12 protein-coding genes are annotated in these 20,567 nt (G+C 37.2%); 2 read left to right on the forward strand and 10 right to left on the reverse strand.

What is annotated here, in order from left to right:
* Position 1 precedes the first annotated feature (1 nt).
* Positions 2 to 3,478: a double-strand break repair helicase AddA gene (gene addA, locus ACFIMU_RS02820; RefSeq protein WP_375607920.1), complete on the forward strand. Its 3,477-nt coding sequence runs from the start codon at positions 2 to 4 to the stop codon at positions 3,476 to 3,478.
* Between the two features lie 177 nt (positions 3,479 to 3,655).
* The gene (gene trxA, locus ACFIMU_RS02825) at positions 3,656 to 3,979 is read left to right on the forward strand and encodes a thioredoxin (RefSeq protein WP_375606117.1); all 324 of its coding nucleotides are present in this window, start codon (positions 3,656 to 3,658) and stop codon (positions 3,977 to 3,979) included.
* A 670-nt stretch (positions 3,980 to 4,649) separates the two neighbouring features.
* Here the strand turns inward: trxA and tsaE are convergent.
* From tsaE to ubiE, 10 genes are all read right to left on the reverse strand, one after another.
* Positions 4,650 to 5,120 (reverse strand): tRNA (adenosine(37)-N6)-threonylcarbamoyltransferase complex ATPase subunit type 1 TsaE, encoded by a 471-nt coding sequence (gene tsaE, locus ACFIMU_RS02830; RefSeq protein WP_375607922.1) that lies wholly within the window; start codon positions 5,118 to 5,120, stop codon positions 4,650 to 4,652.
* 51 nt (positions 5,121 to 5,171) lie between these two features.
* Positions 5,172 to 7,637 (reverse strand): ATP-binding protein, encoded by a 2,466-nt coding sequence (locus tag ACFIMU_RS02835; protein ID WP_375606119.1) that lies wholly within the window; start codon positions 7,635 to 7,637, stop codon positions 5,172 to 5,174.
* Positions 7,638 to 7,671: 34 nt separating this feature from the next.
* Complete coding sequence (gene ahcY, locus ACFIMU_RS02840) at positions 7,672 to 9,069, reverse strand: adenosylhomocysteinase (protein ID WP_375606120.1); 1,398 nt, start codon at positions 9,067 to 9,069, stop codon at positions 7,672 to 7,674.
* 713 nt (positions 9,070 to 9,782) lie between these two features.
* The gene (locus ACFIMU_RS02845; protein WP_375606121.1) at positions 9,783 to 10,781 is read right to left on the reverse strand and encodes a complex I NDUFA9 subunit family protein; all 999 of its coding nucleotides are present in this window, start codon (positions 10,779 to 10,781) and stop codon (positions 9,783 to 9,785) included.
* Positions 10,782 to 10,825: 44 nt separating this feature from the next.
* Positions 10,826 to 12,145, reverse strand: coding sequence for a bifunctional folylpolyglutamate synthase/dihydrofolate synthase (locus ACFIMU_RS02850; protein ID WP_375614328.1), 1,320 nt, complete (start codon positions 12,143 to 12,145; stop codon positions 10,826 to 10,828).
* Between the two features lie 4 nt (positions 12,146 to 12,149).
* Positions 12,150 to 13,070: an acetyl-CoA carboxylase, carboxyltransferase subunit beta gene (accD, locus tag ACFIMU_RS02855; protein WP_375606123.1), complete on the reverse strand. Its 921-nt coding sequence runs from the start codon at positions 13,068 to 13,070 to the stop codon at positions 12,150 to 12,152.
* Positions 13,071 to 14,063: 993 nt separating this feature from the next.
* Positions 14,064 to 14,783 (reverse strand): sulfate transporter family protein, encoded by a 720-nt coding sequence (locus tag ACFIMU_RS02860; protein ID WP_375614327.1) that lies wholly within the window; start codon positions 14,781 to 14,783, stop codon positions 14,064 to 14,066.
* 1,879 nt (positions 14,784 to 16,662) lie between these two features.
* Positions 16,663 to 18,084, reverse strand: coding sequence for a bifunctional phosphopantothenoylcysteine decarboxylase/phosphopantothenate--cysteine ligase CoaBC (gene coaBC / locus ACFIMU_RS02865; RefSeq protein ID WP_375696804.1), 1,422 nt, complete (start codon positions 18,082 to 18,084; stop codon positions 16,663 to 16,665).
* A gap of 69 nt (positions 18,085 to 18,153) precedes the next feature.
* Positions 18,154 to 19,740 carry a 2-polyprenylphenol 6-hydroxylase gene (ubiB, locus tag ACFIMU_RS02870; protein ID WP_375606126.1) on the reverse strand — a complete coding sequence of 529 codons (1,587 nt, stop codon included), beginning with the start codon at positions 19,738 to 19,740 and terminating at the stop codon, positions 18,154 to 18,156.
* A gap of 2 nt (positions 19,741 to 19,742) precedes the next feature.
* Positions 19,743 to 20,525, reverse strand: a complete 783-nt coding sequence (gene ubiE, locus ACFIMU_RS02875) for a bifunctional demethylmenaquinone methyltransferase/2-methoxy-6-polyprenyl-1,4-benzoquinol methylase UbiE (protein ID WP_375608981.1) — start codon at positions 20,523 to 20,525, stop codon at positions 19,743 to 19,745.
* Positions 20,526 to 20,567 lie beyond the last annotated feature (42 nt).

The following is a 20,567-nucleotide window of genomic DNA, read 5'->3' on the forward strand; positions in this document are numbered from 1 at the left end:
CATGACGTTTTTTTCTATTCCTGAAGCCGCTCTTGATGCACAAGCAACAGCAACACATCCCCAAAAAAACGTGTGGGTTTCTGCAAATGCAGGATCTGGAAAAACCCATGTTCTAACCGAACGTGTTATCCGTTTGCTTTTAAACGGTACGCCTCCAGCACGTATTTTATGCCTTACTTACACGAGAGCCGCCGCCGCTGTTATGCAATCACGAATTTTTCGCACGCTCTCCAGCTGGAATGAACTCGATGATGCGCAGCTTAAAGAAATCTTATCGAAGTTTGAAAACAAACCTATCAGTGCAACAAAAATAACCTATGCGCGCCAACTCTTTGCTCGTGCTTTAGAAACACCTGGTGGTTTGAAAATACAGACTATTCACGCATTTTGCGAATCTCTCTTGCATCAATTTATGCTAGAAGCCAATATTGCTGGACATTTCGAACTCATAGATGATGTCAACCGCAAGAAATTACTACAAGAAGCTCGCTGCCAACTTTTGAAGCATCATGATGTACAACCCGCTCTAAAACAGCTGCTTAAGGTTATCAGTGAACATACTTTTAACCAATTGCTGTATGAAGCAGCTGAAAAGCAACATAAACTGTCTGATTTTTTGTCTTCTCTTCTGTCTGAAAATGGAGAAGAAAAATTGCGGTCGCTGTTTGATTTAGCACCTGATGATACAAATCAGCAATTACTAGAAAAAATTCAACAGACTGCTCGTCTTCCTCTTTATGCTCTTAACCATTGTGAAACCAATGGAAGTCAAAGCTTCAAGGATATGGTGGCAAAACTTTCCCAATTAGAAGAGGTACGTGATGAGACAAATATTCTCAATAGTATTTCTGATATTTATTTTACAACAGAAGGTAAACCTCGTAATTTTGCACTTATATCGTCTAAAAAATCAGATGAAATTTGGCCTTTTATTCAACAATTGATTAAAGATAAACAAAGCAAGCTTTCTGTTCTTTTAGAGAAATATCAGTGCGTAAAAGTCTGTGCACTCAATATGGCGGCTTTTCAGCTTTGTGCCCTTTATCTCAAAATTTATGCAAATTTAAAAAAAACCAATGGTTTTTTAAACTTTGATGATCTCATTGAGCGCACACTCCATTTATTGCAACGTGAAGGTGCAAGCCAATGGGTGCACTATAAACTTGATAAGGGTCTTGATCATATTTTGCTTGATGAAGCACAAGATACGAACCCTGATCAATGGAAAATTATTCAATTTTTAGCGCAAGAATTTTTTACAGGTCATAGTCAACGTGACAATATACGTACTCTTTTTGCTGTTGGAGATGAAAAACAGTCTATTTATTCCTTTCAGGGCGCTGCACCAGAAAATTTTGCTGCAAATGGGAAAATTATTCAAAAAAAAGCACAACAAGCAAAGCAGAAATTCGAAAAAATACAACTGCATTACTCTTTTCGCTCTACAGCAGATGTTCTTAAAAGCGTTGATCTTGTTTTTGAAACACCAGAAAATTATAAAGGGCTTTCGGCAGAAAATACAAAAACCATACACGAAGCTATCCGTACTCACAGTCCAGGTGAAGTTATTTTATGGGATGCTATTTCTAAAGAAAAAGACGAATTTCCTGATGATTGGCATGTAACTGTTGATCATTTAGATACACCAGCAGTACGTTTGGCAGAAAAAGTTGCTGAAACTATTGCAGGCTGGTTACAAAAAGGAGAAATGCTTCCAGCAAAAGGGCGGTTATTGCGTGCTAGTGATATTATGGTTTTGGTTCGTAAGCGTGATCAATTTGCCCTAGCGCTTTCTCGTGCCCTTAAACAACGCAATATACCTGTCGCTGGTGCAGACCGTTTACAACTTACTAAACATATTAGTATCCGTGATTTAATGGCACTTGCGCGTTTTGTTTTGCAGCCACAAGATGATCTTTCTCTTGCTTGTGTTTTAAAAAGTCCCCTTTTTGCTCTTAGTGAAGAGGAACTCTATCTGCTTGCCGCACACCGCACTGGCTCTCTTTGGCAAAGTTTGTGTACGCATACATCATCGCGGGTATCTTTTAAAGATGCTTTTGAAAAGCTGAACCATTATCGTACTTTAGTGGATAAAATACCAGTCTTCGAATTCTATAGCCATATTCTGAATAATGATAAGGGAAGACAAAAAATTTTAGCGCGCTTAGGCTCGGAAGCCAATGATGTGCTTGATGCTTTTATGGACTACACACTCGCGATTCAAAAAACGGGGTTACCAGGATTACAAGCTTTTTTGGAAACATTAAGTGTCAGTGAACCAGAAATTAAACGTGAGTTTGACCAAAATCATGAAGAAATTCGCATCATGACTGTTCATGCTGCAAAAGGACTGGAAGCTTCCGTTGTATTTCTGGTTGATCCTGGTAGTGCAATCTGGCATCCTCAGCATTCACCTCACTTGCTTGAAGTTCCCTTGAACAATGCACATTTGAGTGATCAACAAGCTTTTATCTGGTGCCCTAATGCAGAATTCGATACAATGCCCTCTAAACAAGCAATTTTGCGTTTAAAAGAGCGTGCTGAAGAGGAGTATAGGCGCCTTCTCTATGTAGGAATGACGCGTGCTGAAGATCGATTGTTTGTTTGCGGGTATAGCGGTGAACGCAATAATCCTCATACGTGGCTACAATTGGTAAAGAAAGCTCTCAAACCGCATGCAGTTCCCATTAAGGGTCCTGCAGAAGATATTGCAGCTTGGCGTTATTGTATCACAGATTCTTCTTCTGCCTCAATAAATCAGGAAGCCTCTCGTTCTGAGTGCCAAACACTTCCACCTCTACCAGATTTTTTCTCTCATAAAGTACCAGCAGAACCAATTCTCCCAAAACCGTTAAAACCCTCAGTAGCGAGCCTTTCTATTGAAGCTGATACAGAACCTTCCTCAAGTCCAAAACAATTTACTATTTCACCTGTTTTAGGAGAAACGAACACAAACAGAGCTTTTTCCATTGAGTACGGTAATCTCATTCACCGATTGTTACAATATTTACCCGATTGTCCCCCACAAAAACGTCGAGATTATGCTCAAAACTATCTCAATATCAAAGCCTCTCATTGGCATGAGAGCCAAAGAGAAGATGCTCTTTGCCATATTTGGAAAATATTAGATCATGTTTATCTCAAACCCCTTTTTTCTGAGCATTCACGTGCTGAGGTTTCCTTAATGGGCATTGTAAAAATTCGTGGAAAAGAACAAGTAATCTCTGGTCAAATTGACCGTCTCTACATCACGCAAAACAGCATTATCTTTGCCGATTTTAAAACGGGAACCCCACCAGAAAATGAAGCCGCTATTGCTTCCCATCATTGGTTGCAAATGGCTCTTTATCGAAAATTATTGCAAGCTATTCATCCCGATAAAGATATACAAGCTCTGCTTATCTATAGTAAAGAAGCCAAAATTTTCAAACTTTCTCCAGAAAAACTTGAGGCATTTCTTAGTGAAGTTGCCTTATAAGTTAGTCTTTTCCTTGCAAAGCATTTTTACACTTTATTTACTTTCATAAAATCGCTCAAACAAACACAACGCACAATCTCTGATGTAAAAAAGTCCTTTAATAATTTATCTTTGCAATAACTTGATATGAGTTGTTATTATACCAATCTATAAAAAGTGAATATAAAGGATAAATCAATGACGTGTATAAAAGTTGATAAGGATAATTTCGAAAGTGAAGTTCTAACCTCTTCCACCCCTGTTGTGGTTGATTTTTGGGCAGAATGGTGTGGCCCTTGCAAAGTGATTGCTCCAATTTTGGATGAAATTTCAATAGAAATGCAAAATCAAGTTAAAATTGCTAAGGTAAATATTGATGAAAATCCGGAACTGGCTACCCAATACGGAGTACGTTCTATCCCTACATTACTAATGTTTAAAAATGGAAATATTTCATCGAATATGGTTGGCGCTACCTCTAAAGGACGTCTTTCTGAGTGGATAAAAAATGGCCTTAGTTAATGCCATACACAGTAACGATAAAGGAGAGAAATTTTAGTCTCTCCTTTTGATTTTTTTTTACATTCCTTTTCTGTAATACATTGTAATAGCAATTCAATTAAATCAAAAATTTAAATGATTTTAAGAATCCACACTGTTATACGTAATTCAATAGATCATTTTTTATCAAAAAATTGTCCTGTATGAACAATGTAGGCAATTCCTTGTTTATATGCGTGCCAACGAATATTTAAGTGAATGATATTTTCTTCTTAGATAAGACTATTGAGATAGATAGTGCTTTCAACACATAAAAGGAGATTTTAAGCAAAAACTTTGCAAATTACTTTTTTAAAGCTCACAATTTTTAAGCAGAAAGAAACAAGCAATTCACTACAGGTTATATAATGCTCTTCTAAAGGGTTACCACTTCAATTTAAAATTCTCTTATACTATTCTCTAAAATCAAAATTGTAGGTATCAGATTCTCTAAAATAAATTGATGAATTCCTATAAATTAACGACTGTTCTTTGCAATTTATGTCATTGTTATATGAAAGAGTCAGCATTTCACTTCATCTTCCATGGTTGGTGCCTCCATTGAAGCCTTCTTTATGTTGTCCATCATCTCAAATTTCATAGGTAGTACTGAGGTATTATCAAATTAAAAATGATGATGTCCATGTTTTTTTTAAAATGTACGAATTGCGAAAGACTGTTGCAAACATTCAATGGAATGTTGCGCTGATTTAACTGTTACATGACGCCCATGTTCTTTATAATGTAAGGTGAGTGCAAAAGTGGCAAGCTCTAAAAGAGCTGTATTTCTTTCTGGCCATTCAACAAGTAAAATATTTTTCTCACGAGCTTCATGAAGCCCTAATTCATCAATTTCTTCTGCCATAGAAAGGCGATAAAGATCAGCATGAATAATTTCAAACTTTGGAAGTTGATAGCTTTGCACAAGAGTAAAAGTAGGGCTTGGAACATCCATAGTGTTATCGTTCGCAAGTGTTTGAATGATTGTACGTGCAATGGTTGACTTTCCAGTTCCAAGATCTCCTTGCAGCGTTACAAGATCTCCTGGCTTTAAAGAAAGAGCTAAATTTTGTGAAAAAAGCTTTGTTGCCTCTTCATTTTCAAGAAAAAAACTAAAATTCATTAAAAGTTCCATGAAATGGATGAAAAATTTTTGTTATCATAAAGGTTAAAATTAAAAAATCGTATCTCCTTTGGAGAGTGGGAAAAAACATTTAACTGTTGTTCCTTTTCCAGAACCGGTAAGAATTTCAACATGTCCACCGTGTAGTTCAACGAAACTTTTTACAAGGGAAAGGCCAAGACCCGCTCCCGCACGCCCACCATGGTGTGAATGGGAAGAAAAACGTTTAAAAATACGATCAAGGACATCTTCTGGGATGTCAGAGCCCTGATTGTGAACGCTAAAGACAATGTTATCATCTTGTTCATCAACGCAAAATTCAATAGTACTCGCCTCCGTTGCAAAATTAATAGCATTACTCAGGACATTCACAAAAATTTGATGCAAGCGCTTTTCATCAGCAGAAATAGAATTTAAGGAAGGAGAAATTTGTTGTAAAAGCGTAATATGACGTCCATTAAGGCGATCTTCTACACGTGCTACTGCTTGTATCATAGCATCGGCAATGTTAACCGATTTTATGTCCAACTCCATAATGCCTGCATCAAGGGTAGCAAGATCAAGAATATCGTTAACAATATTTAAAAGAGTTCCTGATTCTGAATGAATGTGTTCAAGATATTCTTGTTGACGTTCATTGATAGAACCGAAAATTTGATCACGTAAAATATCGGAAAATCCAATAATATTGGTGAGAGGTGTGCGTAATTCATAAGAAACATGTTGGACAAATTCATTACGCAAACGATCAGCACTTTCTAATGCTTCATTTTTTTCTTGAAGAGCACGCGCAACATGGACAGTGTCCGTAACATTCACAAAAGTAAGCATCGTTTGTCCATTAGGAAGAGGGACCAGAGTATAGTCAATAATCATATCATTTTTAAGATCTATACGACCTGAAAATGTTTCACGTTTTTCAGCAAAACCGGTAATGAACTTGGTAAATTGATCCCATTCTTGCCCCAAGGTTAAGGCTGAACAATGGCTTTGTAACTGTGTAATATGGGTTCCTTCTACCAGTAAATTATAAGGAAGAGACCACAATTTCGACAAGGCAGGATTCGATAAGCGAAGGCGTCCATCAGTACCAAAAACGACCACACCTTCAGAAAGTTTATCAAGTGTTTCACCTTGTATTTTAATAAGTGTATTATAACGGCGCTCAAGATCAATTTTTTCGGTAAGGTTTTCGTAAAGCCAAGTGACACCTCCTTGTGGATGAGGGTTCGAGACAACACGCACCGTACGCCCATCTGGAAGATTCCAAATTTGTTGGTTCGATTCTGTTTGCCAATAGGCTTTTAAAAGTTCTTCTTTCCATGCGCGCCAATCAGGGTGTTCAGCAATGAGCCCCTTTTCACGTAAACGTTCAAGAAACAATGTATGGCTTGGTTCACTTTCTAAAAAAGAACTCTCCAACGGCCATAAAATTTTGAAAGCGTGATTACAGAATTTTAATTTTTGGTTTGTATCAAAAATGGCTACAGCTGTTGAAATTTGGTCAAGTGTTTCACAATGACTTTGAAGAACATATCTTAATTCATGAGCAAGATTTTCATAGGCGCTGTCATCACGTGCAAAAGCTGCCATCCCTTCAGCTGTTGTAATACGTGTGAGATGAAAACGGTGCCGTTCTCCACCAATAACCGTATGAACATGTTCTTGAAAAATTGTTTCTGTTTCATCTGTTTTGCGTTGTGTATTTTCATTGAAAAGATCCCCCACGTCATCACTGTCTTCACGAAAGTCTGTCATTTCTCTAAAGGCGCGATTGATAAAACAAACTTTTCCTTCACAATCTTTTATCCATACGGGCTCTTGAATAAGATCAAGAAGATTACGCTGCATTCTCAGTTCAGTAAGAAGGCGGGCGATATCTTTCTGTAAACGAGCATTTTCACTCTGTTGTTTTGAGATATCTTGAAAACGAGCAATGGCGACTGTTCCTGCGATGACTCCTGTAACTTGTAGCAGTACATTGTTTGTGGTGGTGATAGAAAGATCAAAAGGGTGACATTTACAACGGAGTTGAGTCAATGCATAATCAAGTTCTCGCAGAGAATTTTCTTCAACCCAGAGCTCAAAACGCTGAAAATCTTTCTGATCGATTCCTATTTTTTGCAATGTGGAAAGAGCACCAACAACATGGGGTAAGGTTGTTGGATTTTCCCAAATAAGAAGGAATTGCTCGGTTTCTTCCAGAAGCCATTCATAATATTTAAGTTTTTCAGAAAAATTTGCCTGAATTATCTTCAAAGGCTTCTGTGCAGTTTTTTTTGCACGCACGGTAACAGCTATACATGAGAGAAGTGAAGCACAAGAAATTCCTCCACACAGCGCTAAAAGCAGCCATGGACCATTCGGCAAAGTGAAGAAAAATGGTAAATAACCTTCCAATGACTGAGAAAAAGCGCATGTTGGAGAAAAAAAGAAAAAAAGGCAAAGTATATACGTATAGATTCGGATCTCTTTTTGAGTTTTTTCTTTGGGGTTATAGTCACCAAAGCTGAGCACGACATCTTTCCCTTTTTTAACCCAAGGAAACGTATTAGTAACGGTAATGGTTTGGTTTATAAGGTCCTTGTGGTGAGACTCCAATATAAGCGGCTTGTTCTTCTGATAAAACACTTAATTTTATTCCTAACCGATCCAGATGTAGACGTGCAACCTTTTCATCAAGATGTTTAGGCAAAACAGTGACTTCATTTGTATAGTGTTCTGTACGGGTAAAAAGTTCAATTTGCGCTAAAACTTGATTGGTAAACGAAGCTGACATGACAAAAGAAGGATGCCCCGTCGCATTGCCGAGGTTTAACAATCGTCCTTCAGAGAGCAAAATGATGCGTTTTCCATCGGGAAAGGTGATCATATCAACTTGTGGTTTAATATTCGTCCATGGCAAATTTCTAAGGGCAGCGACTTGGATTTCGTTATCAAAATGACCAATATTTCCAAGAATACACATATCCTTTACTTGTCGCATATGATCTAAACGAACAACATCTTTATTGCCTGTTGTCGTGATGATAATATCAGCACTGGAAGCAGCATCATCCAAATTAACAACTTCATAGCCATCCATAGCGGCTTGAAGAGCGCAGATAGGATCAATTTCTGTTACTTTAACACGAGCCCCAGCACCAGAAAGAGATGCTGCTGAACCTTTTCCTACATCACCATAACCACAGACAATGGCAGTTTTACCAGCGATCATCACATCTGTTCCACGTCGAATACCATCGACCAATGATTCTTTACATCCATATTTATTATCAAACTTTGATTTAGTGACGCTATCATTAACATTAATAGCAGGAAAAGGTAGAAGTCCTTCTTTTTGTAACTGATAAAGACGGTTTACACCTGTTGTGGTTTCTTCGCTTACACCTTTAATTGCTGCGCGCTGTTGTGTAAAAAAACCTGGCGTTGCATCCATACGCTTTTGTATTTGTTTGAAAAAAATTTCTTCTTCTTCTGTTTTGGGATGCGATAAAATATCTTTATTTTGTTCTGCACGACTTCCCATTAAAATATAGTTTGTGGCGTCAGCTCCATCATCTAAAATAAGATTGGAAGGATTACCATCTGGCCATTGGAAGATTGCATCTATATAAGTCCAATATTCTTCCAATGTTTCACCCTTAACGGCAAATACAGGAATGCCAGTTGCGGCGATAGCTGCTGCTGCATGGTCTTGCGTAGAAAAAATATTGCTAGAGCTCCACCGTATATCGGCGCCAATTGCTTTTAATGTTTCAATTAAAACAGCTGTTTGAATTGTCATATGCAATGAGCCAGAAATACGCGCTCCGCGCAAAGGTTGGCTGGAAGAAAACTCCTTACGACAAGCCATCAAACCAGGCATTTCAGTTTCAGCAATATCAAGTTCTTTACGACCATAAGCGGCAAGTGCAATATCTTTGACAACAAAATCTTGAGCTGCCATTCTTCATTCCTTTAAAATAATTTTTTCCAAGACGGTAGGAGAAATTAAAAAAAAATGCAAGACAAGAAGAGGACTTCTTTATGTGAAAAAGCTCTTTTAAAATCTCCATAAATTTGTGCAACAAATATGCATTTATGGATCTGAGTAGTGATGTTACTGACAGAGTAGGAGATCTTCATGATAAGTTTTATTATATAAACAAAATTCTATCCTTTTCACGTAACTTTAAAGCTTTTAAAAGTTTCCAGAGGGAATACCTTTTAAATAATAAAAATGGTGCATTGCTTTACAGTTTTTATATCGATTTTTATGGGATAATATCGAAAGTAGTATACTCGTATTCTACTCACTTATGCGGTTTTTGAAAAAGGAAGAATTACTTTAATCTCATTATTAAGCTTTTTGGCAAAATAATATAAATGCAAAGCCATAGATTATCATGTTTATGGATAGGCAGTTCAGGATCGGTTCTTTAGGATTCCAATGTTGCACCTGCTCTTGGATAAAGACAGTTTATAAGAAGTGCTTTTCTCCTGTTTCCAACAGTTTTTATCAAAATACTATAGATGTGCGAGGAAACATGTTTTGTGATACTAAATGGAGCATTAAAAATGCAAAAACATCACTCTATTGAACACTCTGATTTTAAAACCGCTAACAACGCACTATGAATTATAAATCAAATAATTAACTCAGTTTTAGAAGAATTTATTCTAGACGAGTAGGTTTTGGGAAAATTGACCATGTGGACGAAATCGCCAGAGATAACTTGGCAAGAATGCAGTCATTGCTCTAGGAGTAATTCCTACTCCTTCTAGAGTATATCCATTCTCTATAGCTTCTTTAGAAACAATGTTATCCATTTGCAAAAAGCGTATTTGATTGGCTGTTACGAGCGTTGGCACAAGAGGCAACTTACCAATCGTTCCTAAAACTCCTCCAATCAATAGACCGACAGAAAGAGGCATAGATAGGATTGTTTTTTTACGATGAATGATTTTAAGTATATTTTCAAGAGCATTTTGGAGGGTGATAATCTGGGGACCACCAAGATCATATTTTTTTCCCCAAGCTACCTGTCCATCTAAAGCACGTGCTATAAACTCAGCAACGTCACCAACATATACGGGTTGCAATTTGCTTTTCCCACCTCCAAAAAGAGGCATAATTGGTAAAAAACGTGACAAATCTGCTAAGGTATTAAAGAAACAATCTTCTGGTCCAAAGATAATGGATGGACGTATAATAATTGCCTGAGGATTCTTGTTATGAATGATTTGTTCACCCATAAACTTAACACGTGCATAAAGACATGCAGTGTTTTCGCTAGCCACAAGAGTCGACATATAGATGAGAGGAATACCAGCTTCTACTGTTAATTCAGCAACATTGTAAGCACCATCAATTTGTGTGCTTTTAAAATTCGATTGATTTGCTTGTTTTAAGCTACCGGGTAAAAACACTGCTGCATCAGCTCCAAGCAATGCGCGTGCAACAGAGGCACGATGCTTGATATCTGTTTTAAGCATTTGGGTTTGTCCTACTTCTCCTATTTGTAGCATGTAATAAGCTTTTTGTGGACAACGAACAGCGATGCGAACGCGATATCCCCGCTTAGTCAAAGTTTCAACGACATGTCGTCCTACAAAACCGGATCCGCCAAAAACAGTAATGAGTTTAGGATGTTGATAAAGTGCACAATCAAGTTGCATGATTAAAAGGTCTATCTTTCAAAGCTTTAAAAATAGCTAATTATCTAGCACGGTGGTGTTTTATTGTCACGCAAAATATCACCCGCAAGATAAAGAGAACCACTAATAAGGACAATAGCCTCTTTATATTCCATTTTAATTTTATACAAAGCATCTTGTAGATGTGCTTGTGGAGTAGCAAAGATTCCTGCTTTTTGGGCTGATTCAGCTAAGTTTATTGGAGAGAGACTGGCGTCATTGTTAATAAGCGGTATCGTATATACTTTATCGACAAGGTTTGCTAAAGGACGAAAATAACCGACAGCATCTTTGGTATTAAGCATGCCAGCAATCATAATAATGGGACGATCTGTTTTTTTTCTCCATTGTGTAAGTTCTGCCGCAATAACTTTTCCTGCAGCAGGATTGTGACCACCATCTAACCATAAATCAATATCAGGAGATAGTTGATCAACCAAAAGCCCTTGGGTAAGACGCTGCATTCGTGCGGGCCAATAAATATTCTTCAAAGCGTCATTTATGGTTTGTTCTGAAAGTTGAAAACCCGCTTGATAAACTGCTTCAAGAGATGCACCAGCATTAGCAATTTGGTGGTCTCCAATAAGGTTAGGAAGAGGAAGGTCCATGAGACCTTGATGGTTTTGAAAAACCATACGTCCATGTTCTTTATAGCTTTGATAATCTTGATCAAAGAGAGCATAAGATGCTTTATTTTTATCGGCAAGGGGTATTAAAGTAGCAAGAGTTTCTTCATAATTCTGCTTTCCGATGACCACTGGAACGTTTGGTTTTATAATCCCCCCTTTTTGAAAAGCGATTTGAGCAATTGTGTTTCCAAGAAAATTCTCATGATCATAATCAATGGGCATAATAAGCGATACAGCTGTTTTGTTAACGACATTGGTAGCATCAAAACGTCCTCCCAATCCAACTTCTAAAATAACAACATCAGCTGGATGTATACTAAACAGCATAAAGGCAGCGGCTGTAAAAATTTCAAAAATAGTAATCGGCTCTTGACGATTTACTTTTATAATTTCACGGATTGTCTCTGCCAATTGGTTTTCTGTAACAAGTTGACCACCTCCTTTTTGACCTAACCGGCAGCGTTCATTCCAGTTGACAAGATGAGGTGAGCTATAAACATGAACGCAGTATCCTTCACTTTCCAAAAGAGCACGACAAATTGCGGAGGCAGATCCTTTGCCATTTGTTCCAGCGATGTGAATAACAGGTGGAAGTTTTAAATGTGGATTACCAAGACGCTCTAAAAGGTGAACAATACGCTCTAAAGAAAGATCAAATTTTTTCGGATAATTTTTTAGTAAATCATCCACCACCCTTTGTATTTGACTCTGTTGCATAAACTTAAGCTGCTTTTGTCCTAGAAAGCGATGTTTGAGAGTCTGTTGGGGATGGATCGGAAGGGTTAAAAACAGCAGGGCGTTTCATCATCAAGCGTAAAATACGCGCAATTGTTGTTTTCATTTCTAAACGCGATACAACCATATCAATCATACCATGTTCAAGCAGATATTCACTACTTTGAAACCCTTCTGGTAGGGTTTCACGTATCGTTTGTTGAATCACACGTGGACCAGCAAAACCAATCATAGCGCCAGGTTCGGCAATGTGAATATCACCAAGCATGGCGTAAGAAGCAGTAACACCACCGGTGGTTGGATTAGTCAGCACAACAATATAGGGAAGTTTTGCTTCTTTCAACATTTCAATCGCTACTGTTGTACGGGGCATTTGCATCAATGAGAGTGTTCCTTCTTGCATGCGTGCACCACCAGAAGCAGTAAAAAGAACCAAAGGGCATCTTTCGGCAATGGCAGTATCAAAAGCTTTGATAATAGCTTCTCCTGAGGCCATACCGAGTGATCCCCCCATAAAGGCGAAATCTTGAACGGTTGCAATAATTGGCAAACCCTCAATCGTACCGCGTGCACTCAAAATGTTGTCCTCAACACCGAGTTTAGAACGGTACTCTTTTAACCGATCAATATAGCGTTTTTCGTCGCGAAACTTTAAAGGGTCTGTCACAACTTTTGGATTTTCAAGAGCTGTATAAATACCATCATCAAAAAAATGCATGAGACGATTTTTGGCACTGATACGCATATGATAGCCAGAATTAGGAGCCACAAATTGATTGGCTTCCAAATCTTTATGGAAGATCATTTCACCACTGGTAGGATCTTTAATCCATAGATTTTCTGGAATTTCACGGCGTCCCAATATAGAATTAATTTTAGGGCGAACATAATTTGTAATCCAGTTCATCTTTATAACCTTCCTTTAAAATATTATACACCTTTTGCATGATTTGAAAGAATATAGAATTTAAGCAGTCACATTTGCTTTGCCGGCTGACCAAACGAGTCTATTTAATACTTTTATCAGTATACGTATAGCTCTCACTCCACTGTTTTTTAATTTTTCCAATTTTACAACAATCATATGCATGAAGAGTATTTCCTATAACAAACTTCTCAGAAGTTTTAAGAACTGACATGTTTTTATTCTTTGATTTTTGTATTAAAACTCACTCCTTGCGCTCATTAACAAACGCCTTATTTTCTTTTAATGAAAATGAACATCCAGTTAATCATTAATATCAACAATTTTTTAAATCAAGAAACCTTATAATATAAGCCACACTCATTCATTAAAGATAATGACTATGATAATGTTATGTTAGCGAAACGCCAACACCAGAGCAATATTTTTTCAGAATGGTCTTTCAAAGTGCACGCTTTTCACATAAAATAGAACGTCAAAACAAAATATTGTTCTTGTTATGTATTCACGCGTTGCTAGATTTAACAGTCTCAATATTCCCAAAACTCTCTTATGACGGTACCCATGAAGAGTATAATAATCATTTCTCTATGAAGGGTATAAAATACATTATGCTCTCCATTTTTACTGAAATATAAGGTAGAAAGCGGCACCATCATACTCTTTTTCAGTTTTCAATGCGACGATAATGTTTGCATTGAGAGGATTCATATAAAGATATTTCACGCCTTTTTGAAAGTACTTTTATCCGCATACCACCTTCATTTATGATACATAAACAAACGATTTCAATTGATCCAATATGAATAGGATTAAAATGAGAAACCCTCATGATATTTAGGTTTTTCACTCATATTGTGAAACAATAAATTATCATTATAAATCAATATATTGCTTTAATAAAAGAGAAAGCATAAAATTTTATATTATGCTTTCTTTGGCTGGCAAGTTTTATTAACCTTAAAGTCAAGGAAACTATTTTTGTGTAATGCGTGCCATGGTCTTTTGGGAAAGCATTTTGTGTAAATATGTCATAAAGGCGGCTGCAAAAAGCGGTGTTGCTAAATTAAGAATTGGAATCGAAACAAAAAGCGCTATCAATAATCCTGCACCAAAAACCGTTGTGTAATGAGTATGTAAAAAAGTACGTGCATCTTGCTCTGTTCGAAAACGATAAGCAGCAAACAAGAAATATTCATGACCGAGCAAATAACCATTAATAAGATAAAAAGCAATTAAATTAATACCTGGTATGAAGAATAAAATAAAAGCAATTCCATTACCAAGAAGGCTTAAAATAACAAATTTAAAGGAAATGATAAGAGAACGCTGAAACGACAAAGCTTGTCCAATAGGCTCATTTGGGTAATCCTCTTTTTCAATGATTTCAGCAGCAGAATCAATGAAAAAACCACCAATCATAGCGGTGATTGGTGCAATCAAAAAAGCTAACAAAAGAGCCAAACCAAGATTAAAAATGATAAGCATGCTAAAACCAATCCATCCCGCCCAACTAGGGAGTCCAGGAAGAAATTGAGCAATCCAGGGCCAAAAGTAAGACACAAAAAGTTGGTGCACACATAACCATAAAATGGTGAGAATGAAAAAAGTAACCCCCAATGCTTTCAGTATCATAATACGATATTGCGAGGTCAGAAGACGTTGTAAAGCACGATAAGCAGCAGTAAAAATCATAGATTAATAAACTAAGGAAAGAAGCAAAAAAAACAAGAAATATATTTAAAGTATGTACAGTGTAATTTTTTCTTTCTTTGAATTACAAGATTTTTTTCAAAAACATTATAAAAAACGGATAAGGCTCCTTTATTTAAAATAAAGTTTGAATAAATAGAAATTTTGATTTTTAAAACAAAGAAGAATTTAAAAAGCAGCTGTTGTAGAAGAAGTTTTTATTATTTTTGTACAGAGTGTAGATTATTGCGTTTATATGATATATGTAAAAAATTAAGGAATAAGAACTTTGGGGAGGAAAGTTATTTACTTCTATTTATTCAGTAGATTTATCTAACTTAGTTTATTTAAGTGCTTAATTGTTTTACACAATTCCTAAAATTCTGTACTTTTCTACTATTTGGCAGCATGCTTTTGCCTCTCGCTTTCAAAAAAATATTGAGTTCAATGGAATAGGGGTAACGTAGTAGCTCCGTAGATATTCTAATTTTGGGCAACAGAATGATTAATATGATAGAAGTGGAAAAAATAAGCTTAGGCGATTGACCGTCCGATTCCATGGAAGAGCAGTTTTTTGAGAAGAAGCAAAGAAAGGGAGATGTCACTGATGCTTAAAAATGATGAGATTTTGAATTTTAAAAGCCATAAGTGCAATGAAGTAAGAATTCATTGAAGCACTTTTCATACAAGTGGTGCACTGTATCAAATAATTTTTAGATAATAACACCATTAATTTATGAAGAGAATTGATCATTTTCAACTTGAATAAGAATCCAAAATATAGAAATATTCTTTAATTTCAAAGTCTCTATTCAACATCAAAAAATTATTTACGTGCACATTATAGGCGAGACCAATGTATGGGTACAAAGCTTTCGATAAAAGAATAAAAATGCTTCTCATGAATCGTCACAATGTGAGGATATCATGGATAAAATTCTAGTCTTTGTGGTCTTGGTATGCTGGAGAGAGGAGACAGACATTTAATCTTAAAGACCGATCACTGAGGAAAATAATAAAAGCGTCAGTTTCATAAACTTATAGACAGTGGTACAATGAATTTTGTCTACACTCTTTATGAGCGTTAGTGTGAGGTATGCTTAAAATTGCATTGAGATATTATAATATATTAATTTATACATCATTTTCATAGTGAATAAGAGCTTCAAATAAAGTTGTCATATTTTCTCATGAGCTGTTCTCATCATGAAACAATCAAAATCATTTATTCGTATATTATAAATAGGACCAATATGGGGATAAAAACATTGAAGAGAGAAAATGCTTTTTATAAATTTTATCCAGTGCAAGAGCTTTCTCAAAATTAATGTTAGGCAAAGTGAATGATAGCTTGTTTTTTTATAAGCTGGGGAGACAGTAGTGCAATAGATCCTACTTTTATGAAGGCTAGAGTGAGATGTGATTTTTTTAAAAAATATTTTCCAACGCTTGTCACACCCATTTCGCAACAGCGCTTGTGAATGGTCTATGGGTAAAGCTCTCGTGAATAATATAAAACTTATAGGGCATCACTATACTCTTAATAAAAAGAGTACGTTGGTGCCATCATCCTTAGTGTTGTCCGAGACAAGCTCTTGGTTCTTGAGACGGTCCATTATAAGCGCTTTTAGTTCTTTCTTAAACGTTTTGTATTCATACAGTTATCCTTGTTTAAAACGTGCAAGAAAATGATTTTTATTGATTCAATATGAGAGAGATTGGGAATGAGAGAATCTTACGATGTCTGGGATTCTAATTTAATATGAACAATGCTAGGTTATCATTATAAATCAAAAATATTATATACTAATTGAGATGGATAGACACCTATTATCAGTTCTATTTTATAAGGTGTTTTAATATCAACGCGTTTGAAGAGTTCTTATTTGCAAAGGGGTATATTTTTCTCATGAGGAGTAGATGTTTGGGGGGCAAAAAATGATACAATCACGTTTGCTAATTTTTGCGCTACGTGTTGTTTACTCATATGAGGCCATTGTTCAACTTTTTTTCTACTTACGAGATAAACTTGATTTGTATCAGAACCCATGACACTTGTACCATCTACTTGAAGAGAAATATCATTAGCAAGAATGAAATCAGCTCCTTTTTCAACGCATTTCTTTTGCGCATTAGCAATAATATCGCATGTTTCAGCAGCAAAACCAATGACCAATGAGGGGCGTTTTGGAGCGTGTCCAATCGTTGCTAAAATGTCAGGATTTTCAACCATTTGAAGGGATGGTGGTGTTTTATGAGCATCCTTTTTAATTTTGTGTAAAGATTGGGTTTGACTACGCCAGTCACAAACAGCGGCAACAAAGATGGCACCATCAGCAGGCAATGCGGTTTGAACGGCTTTTAACATCTGTTGTGCTGTTTCAACATGAATTGTTTTTACTTCTTGTGGGTCTGCAAGATGAACAGGTCCACAAATAAGTGTTACTTTTGCACCCAAATGTGCAAGAGCGGTTGCAATGGCATGACCTTGTTTACCTGAGGACCGATTAGCAAGATAACGTACTGGATCAATTGGTTCATGGGTAGGGCCAGAGGTAACGATGAAATGGCGGCCAAAGAGAGGTTTTTCATGCACATTCAAAAGATTCTCTATAGCAGCGACAATAGTTAAAGGTTCGCTCATACGTCCATATCCAATCTCGTCACGTTCAGCCATATTTCCGATTTCTGGTCCGATGATATGAACGCCATCTGCGTGCAATTGTGCAACATTACGAATAGTTGCTGGATGCACCCACATGGCTGGATTCATGGCGGGTGCAATCAAGAGTGGACAGCGTGCTGCTAAAAGGACACAATCAGCCAGATCATCTCCTATGCCATTGGCTATTTTTGCAATGCGGTTGGCTGTAGCAGGAGCTAAAATAATCAGGTCAGCATCACGTGCTAATCGGATATGTCCGATATCATATTCTTCTTCACGTGAAAATAAATCAGTATATACAGTACCACCGCTTAAAGCTTCAGCGGCTAAAGGCGTAATAAATTTTTGCGCTGCTTTTGTCATCACAACTTTTAAATGTGCTCCACGTTCTTGTAAACGGCGAATCAAATCAAGGGCTTTATAGGATGCAATACTTCCACCAATAATAAGAAGGAGAGATTTTGATTTCAATGATTGCACTTCAACAGCACTGGCATGAGAGGGGAGTGTGGTGTGAGTAGGGGGATTGCTTAAAAGACGGCGGGCTTCTTCTTCCATAGAAATACCATTTTGCGCGGCGCGTATGCGCAAAGCTTCTTTGGTTTCAAGAGACAGGTTACGAATAGTAATACTGGCCATAAAATACCTCCAAGAAATAAAAATGATTTCAATGATTTCATTGTTGATATTTTTAGCATATTAAGGAGATTAGAAAAGATGAAAAAAGTAAAAAGTAAGACAAGCGCAACAAAGTGCAATGATGAAAAGACTATAACGACCATAACGGTTTCTGTGACTTTGTTCCACAGCAAGTTGTTTGAGGGTAGCAGGAGAAAGATTAAAACCTGTTTTTCTCATTTGATTGAAATCTTCTTCTATTCGTTGGAAATTTTGAACCAATTGTGGTGTTTTGCGTGCCAGCGAAAGGAGAGCTTTTGCTCCTTCACTAAAGTCTTTTGCAACGCCTACGGGTCCTAAATTTTTACTAATCCATTCTTTGACAACGGGTTCAGAAGCTTTCCACATATTAAAAGTGGGGTCTAATGTACGGGCAACACCTTCCACGACAACCATTGTTTTTTGCAGCAATAAAAGTTCAGGTCGCGTTTGCATGTCAAATAATTCAGTGACTTCAAATAATAAAGTGAGCAATTTAGCCATGGAAATGCTTTGTGCTGATTGTCCGTGAATTGGTTCGCCAATAGCGCGGTTGGCTTGCGCAAAGCTTTCGATATTATGGTGTGAAGGAACATAGCCGGCCTCAAAATGGGCACGTGCAACTCGATGGTAATCGCGGGTAATAAAGCCGTAAAGAATTTCAGCAAGGAAATGCTTTTCTTTTTTGCCAAGCCTTCCTGTAATGCCTAGATCAACAGCAACAATACATCCTTTTTCATCTACAAATAAATTACCAGGATGCATATCGGCGTGAAAAAAACCATCACGCAGTGTATGACGAAGAAAAGATTGAATAAGCGTAATAGCAAGCGCCTTCAAATCAAAACCTGCTTCTTTGAGTTTGGAAGTTTCGGATATTCTTATACCATCAATCCATTCCATTGTAAGAACATTACGTCCTGTCCGTTCCCAGTCAATACGTGGAACCCGAAAGCCTGTATCATGTTGAATATTTTCAGCCATTTCAGATATAGCTGCTGCTTCTAAGCGTAAATCCATTTCAAGTCGTGTTGTTTGTGCTAAAGTATCCACCACACAAACAGGACGAAGCCTTCGAGAGGCAGGGATATAGCGCTCTTGTAAATGAGCAATGAGATAGAATCCTCTAAGATCTTTAGAAAAACGTGCTCTGATATTGGGACGAATAACTTTTACAGCACATTTTTTCTTATGGCCAGTTTCATCACTATATTCAGCTGGATGAACTTGAGCAATAGACGCGGCGGCAATGGGGGGATAAAAATTTACGAATAAATCATCAATAGAGCGACCAAGAGAACTTTCAATTTGAGCAATAGCGGCAGTGCAAGAAAATGTTTGGACGCGATCTTGTAGCTGTGACAAATCTTCCGCAATATCACGCCCAACAATATCAGGTCTTGTGGCAAGAAATTGACCAAGTTTTATGTAAGAGGGTCCAAGCTTATTAATGGCATATGAAATATTTTCAGATCGTTGTTTCTTTTTTGTTTTGCGTCGTGCTAATGCACTCGCTATACGATGACATAGCGCTGGAAATCCTTGAAGATCATCATGAGGGAGAGCACTTAAAACACCTTCACGTGTTAAAACCCATCCTGCACGCATCAATTGAAAGTAAGGGGAAATTTGCACCATTTTTAAATTTTCCAACCTGAATGCAGCGCTGCAATCGCACCGGTGAGATTGCGGTACGATACCCGCGAAAACCCCGCATGCTTGATCATATGGGCAAAATCATCTTGCTTAGGAAATTTGCGGATAGATTCAACCAAATAACGATAAGCATCGCCATCATTTGCGATAAATTGACCCAGCTTAGGGATAGCATGGAAAGACCAAAGATCATAAATTTTATCCAACAGAGGCATCTCGACATTTGAAAATTCTAAGCATAAGAAACGTCCACCGGGCTTTAAGACACGAAAAGCTTCTCTAAGGGCTTGATCAATATGAGGAACATTGCGAATTCCAAAAGCAATCGTGTAAGCGTCAAAGCTTTGATCTTCAAAAGGTAGATGTTCTGCATTGGCTTCAACAAAATCAATCAGAGGGGCAAGACCATTTTTTTGTGCGCGTTTTTTGCCAACGCTGAGCATTGAGCCATTAATATCAAGCACTGTAGCATGGGCTTTTTGGCGTGAAGCATTAAGAATACGAAAAGCAATATCACCTGTACCGCCAGCGACATCAAGAACTTTCCAATGAGAAAGTGCTGGTGGGGAAAGCCAAGCAATCATGGAATTTTTCCACACACGATGTAGCCCCAATGATAGGATATCATTCATCTTGTCATAATTTTCAGCGACAGAATGAAACACACCATCCACCATGGATTGTTTTTGTGTTTCATCTACTCTTGTAAAACCAAAAGAGTGCTCCATGCCACCCTTGGTTCCTACACGTTCTGTTTCAATTGCCATGTATATGATCTACCTTATTTTTCTTTTATCGTAAATGAAATA

Origin of the sequence: Bartonella sp. AC70YNML (assembly GCF_042196545.1) — a bacterium.
GTDB lineage: Bacteria > Pseudomonadota > Alphaproteobacteria > Rhizobiales > Rhizobiaceae > Bartonella.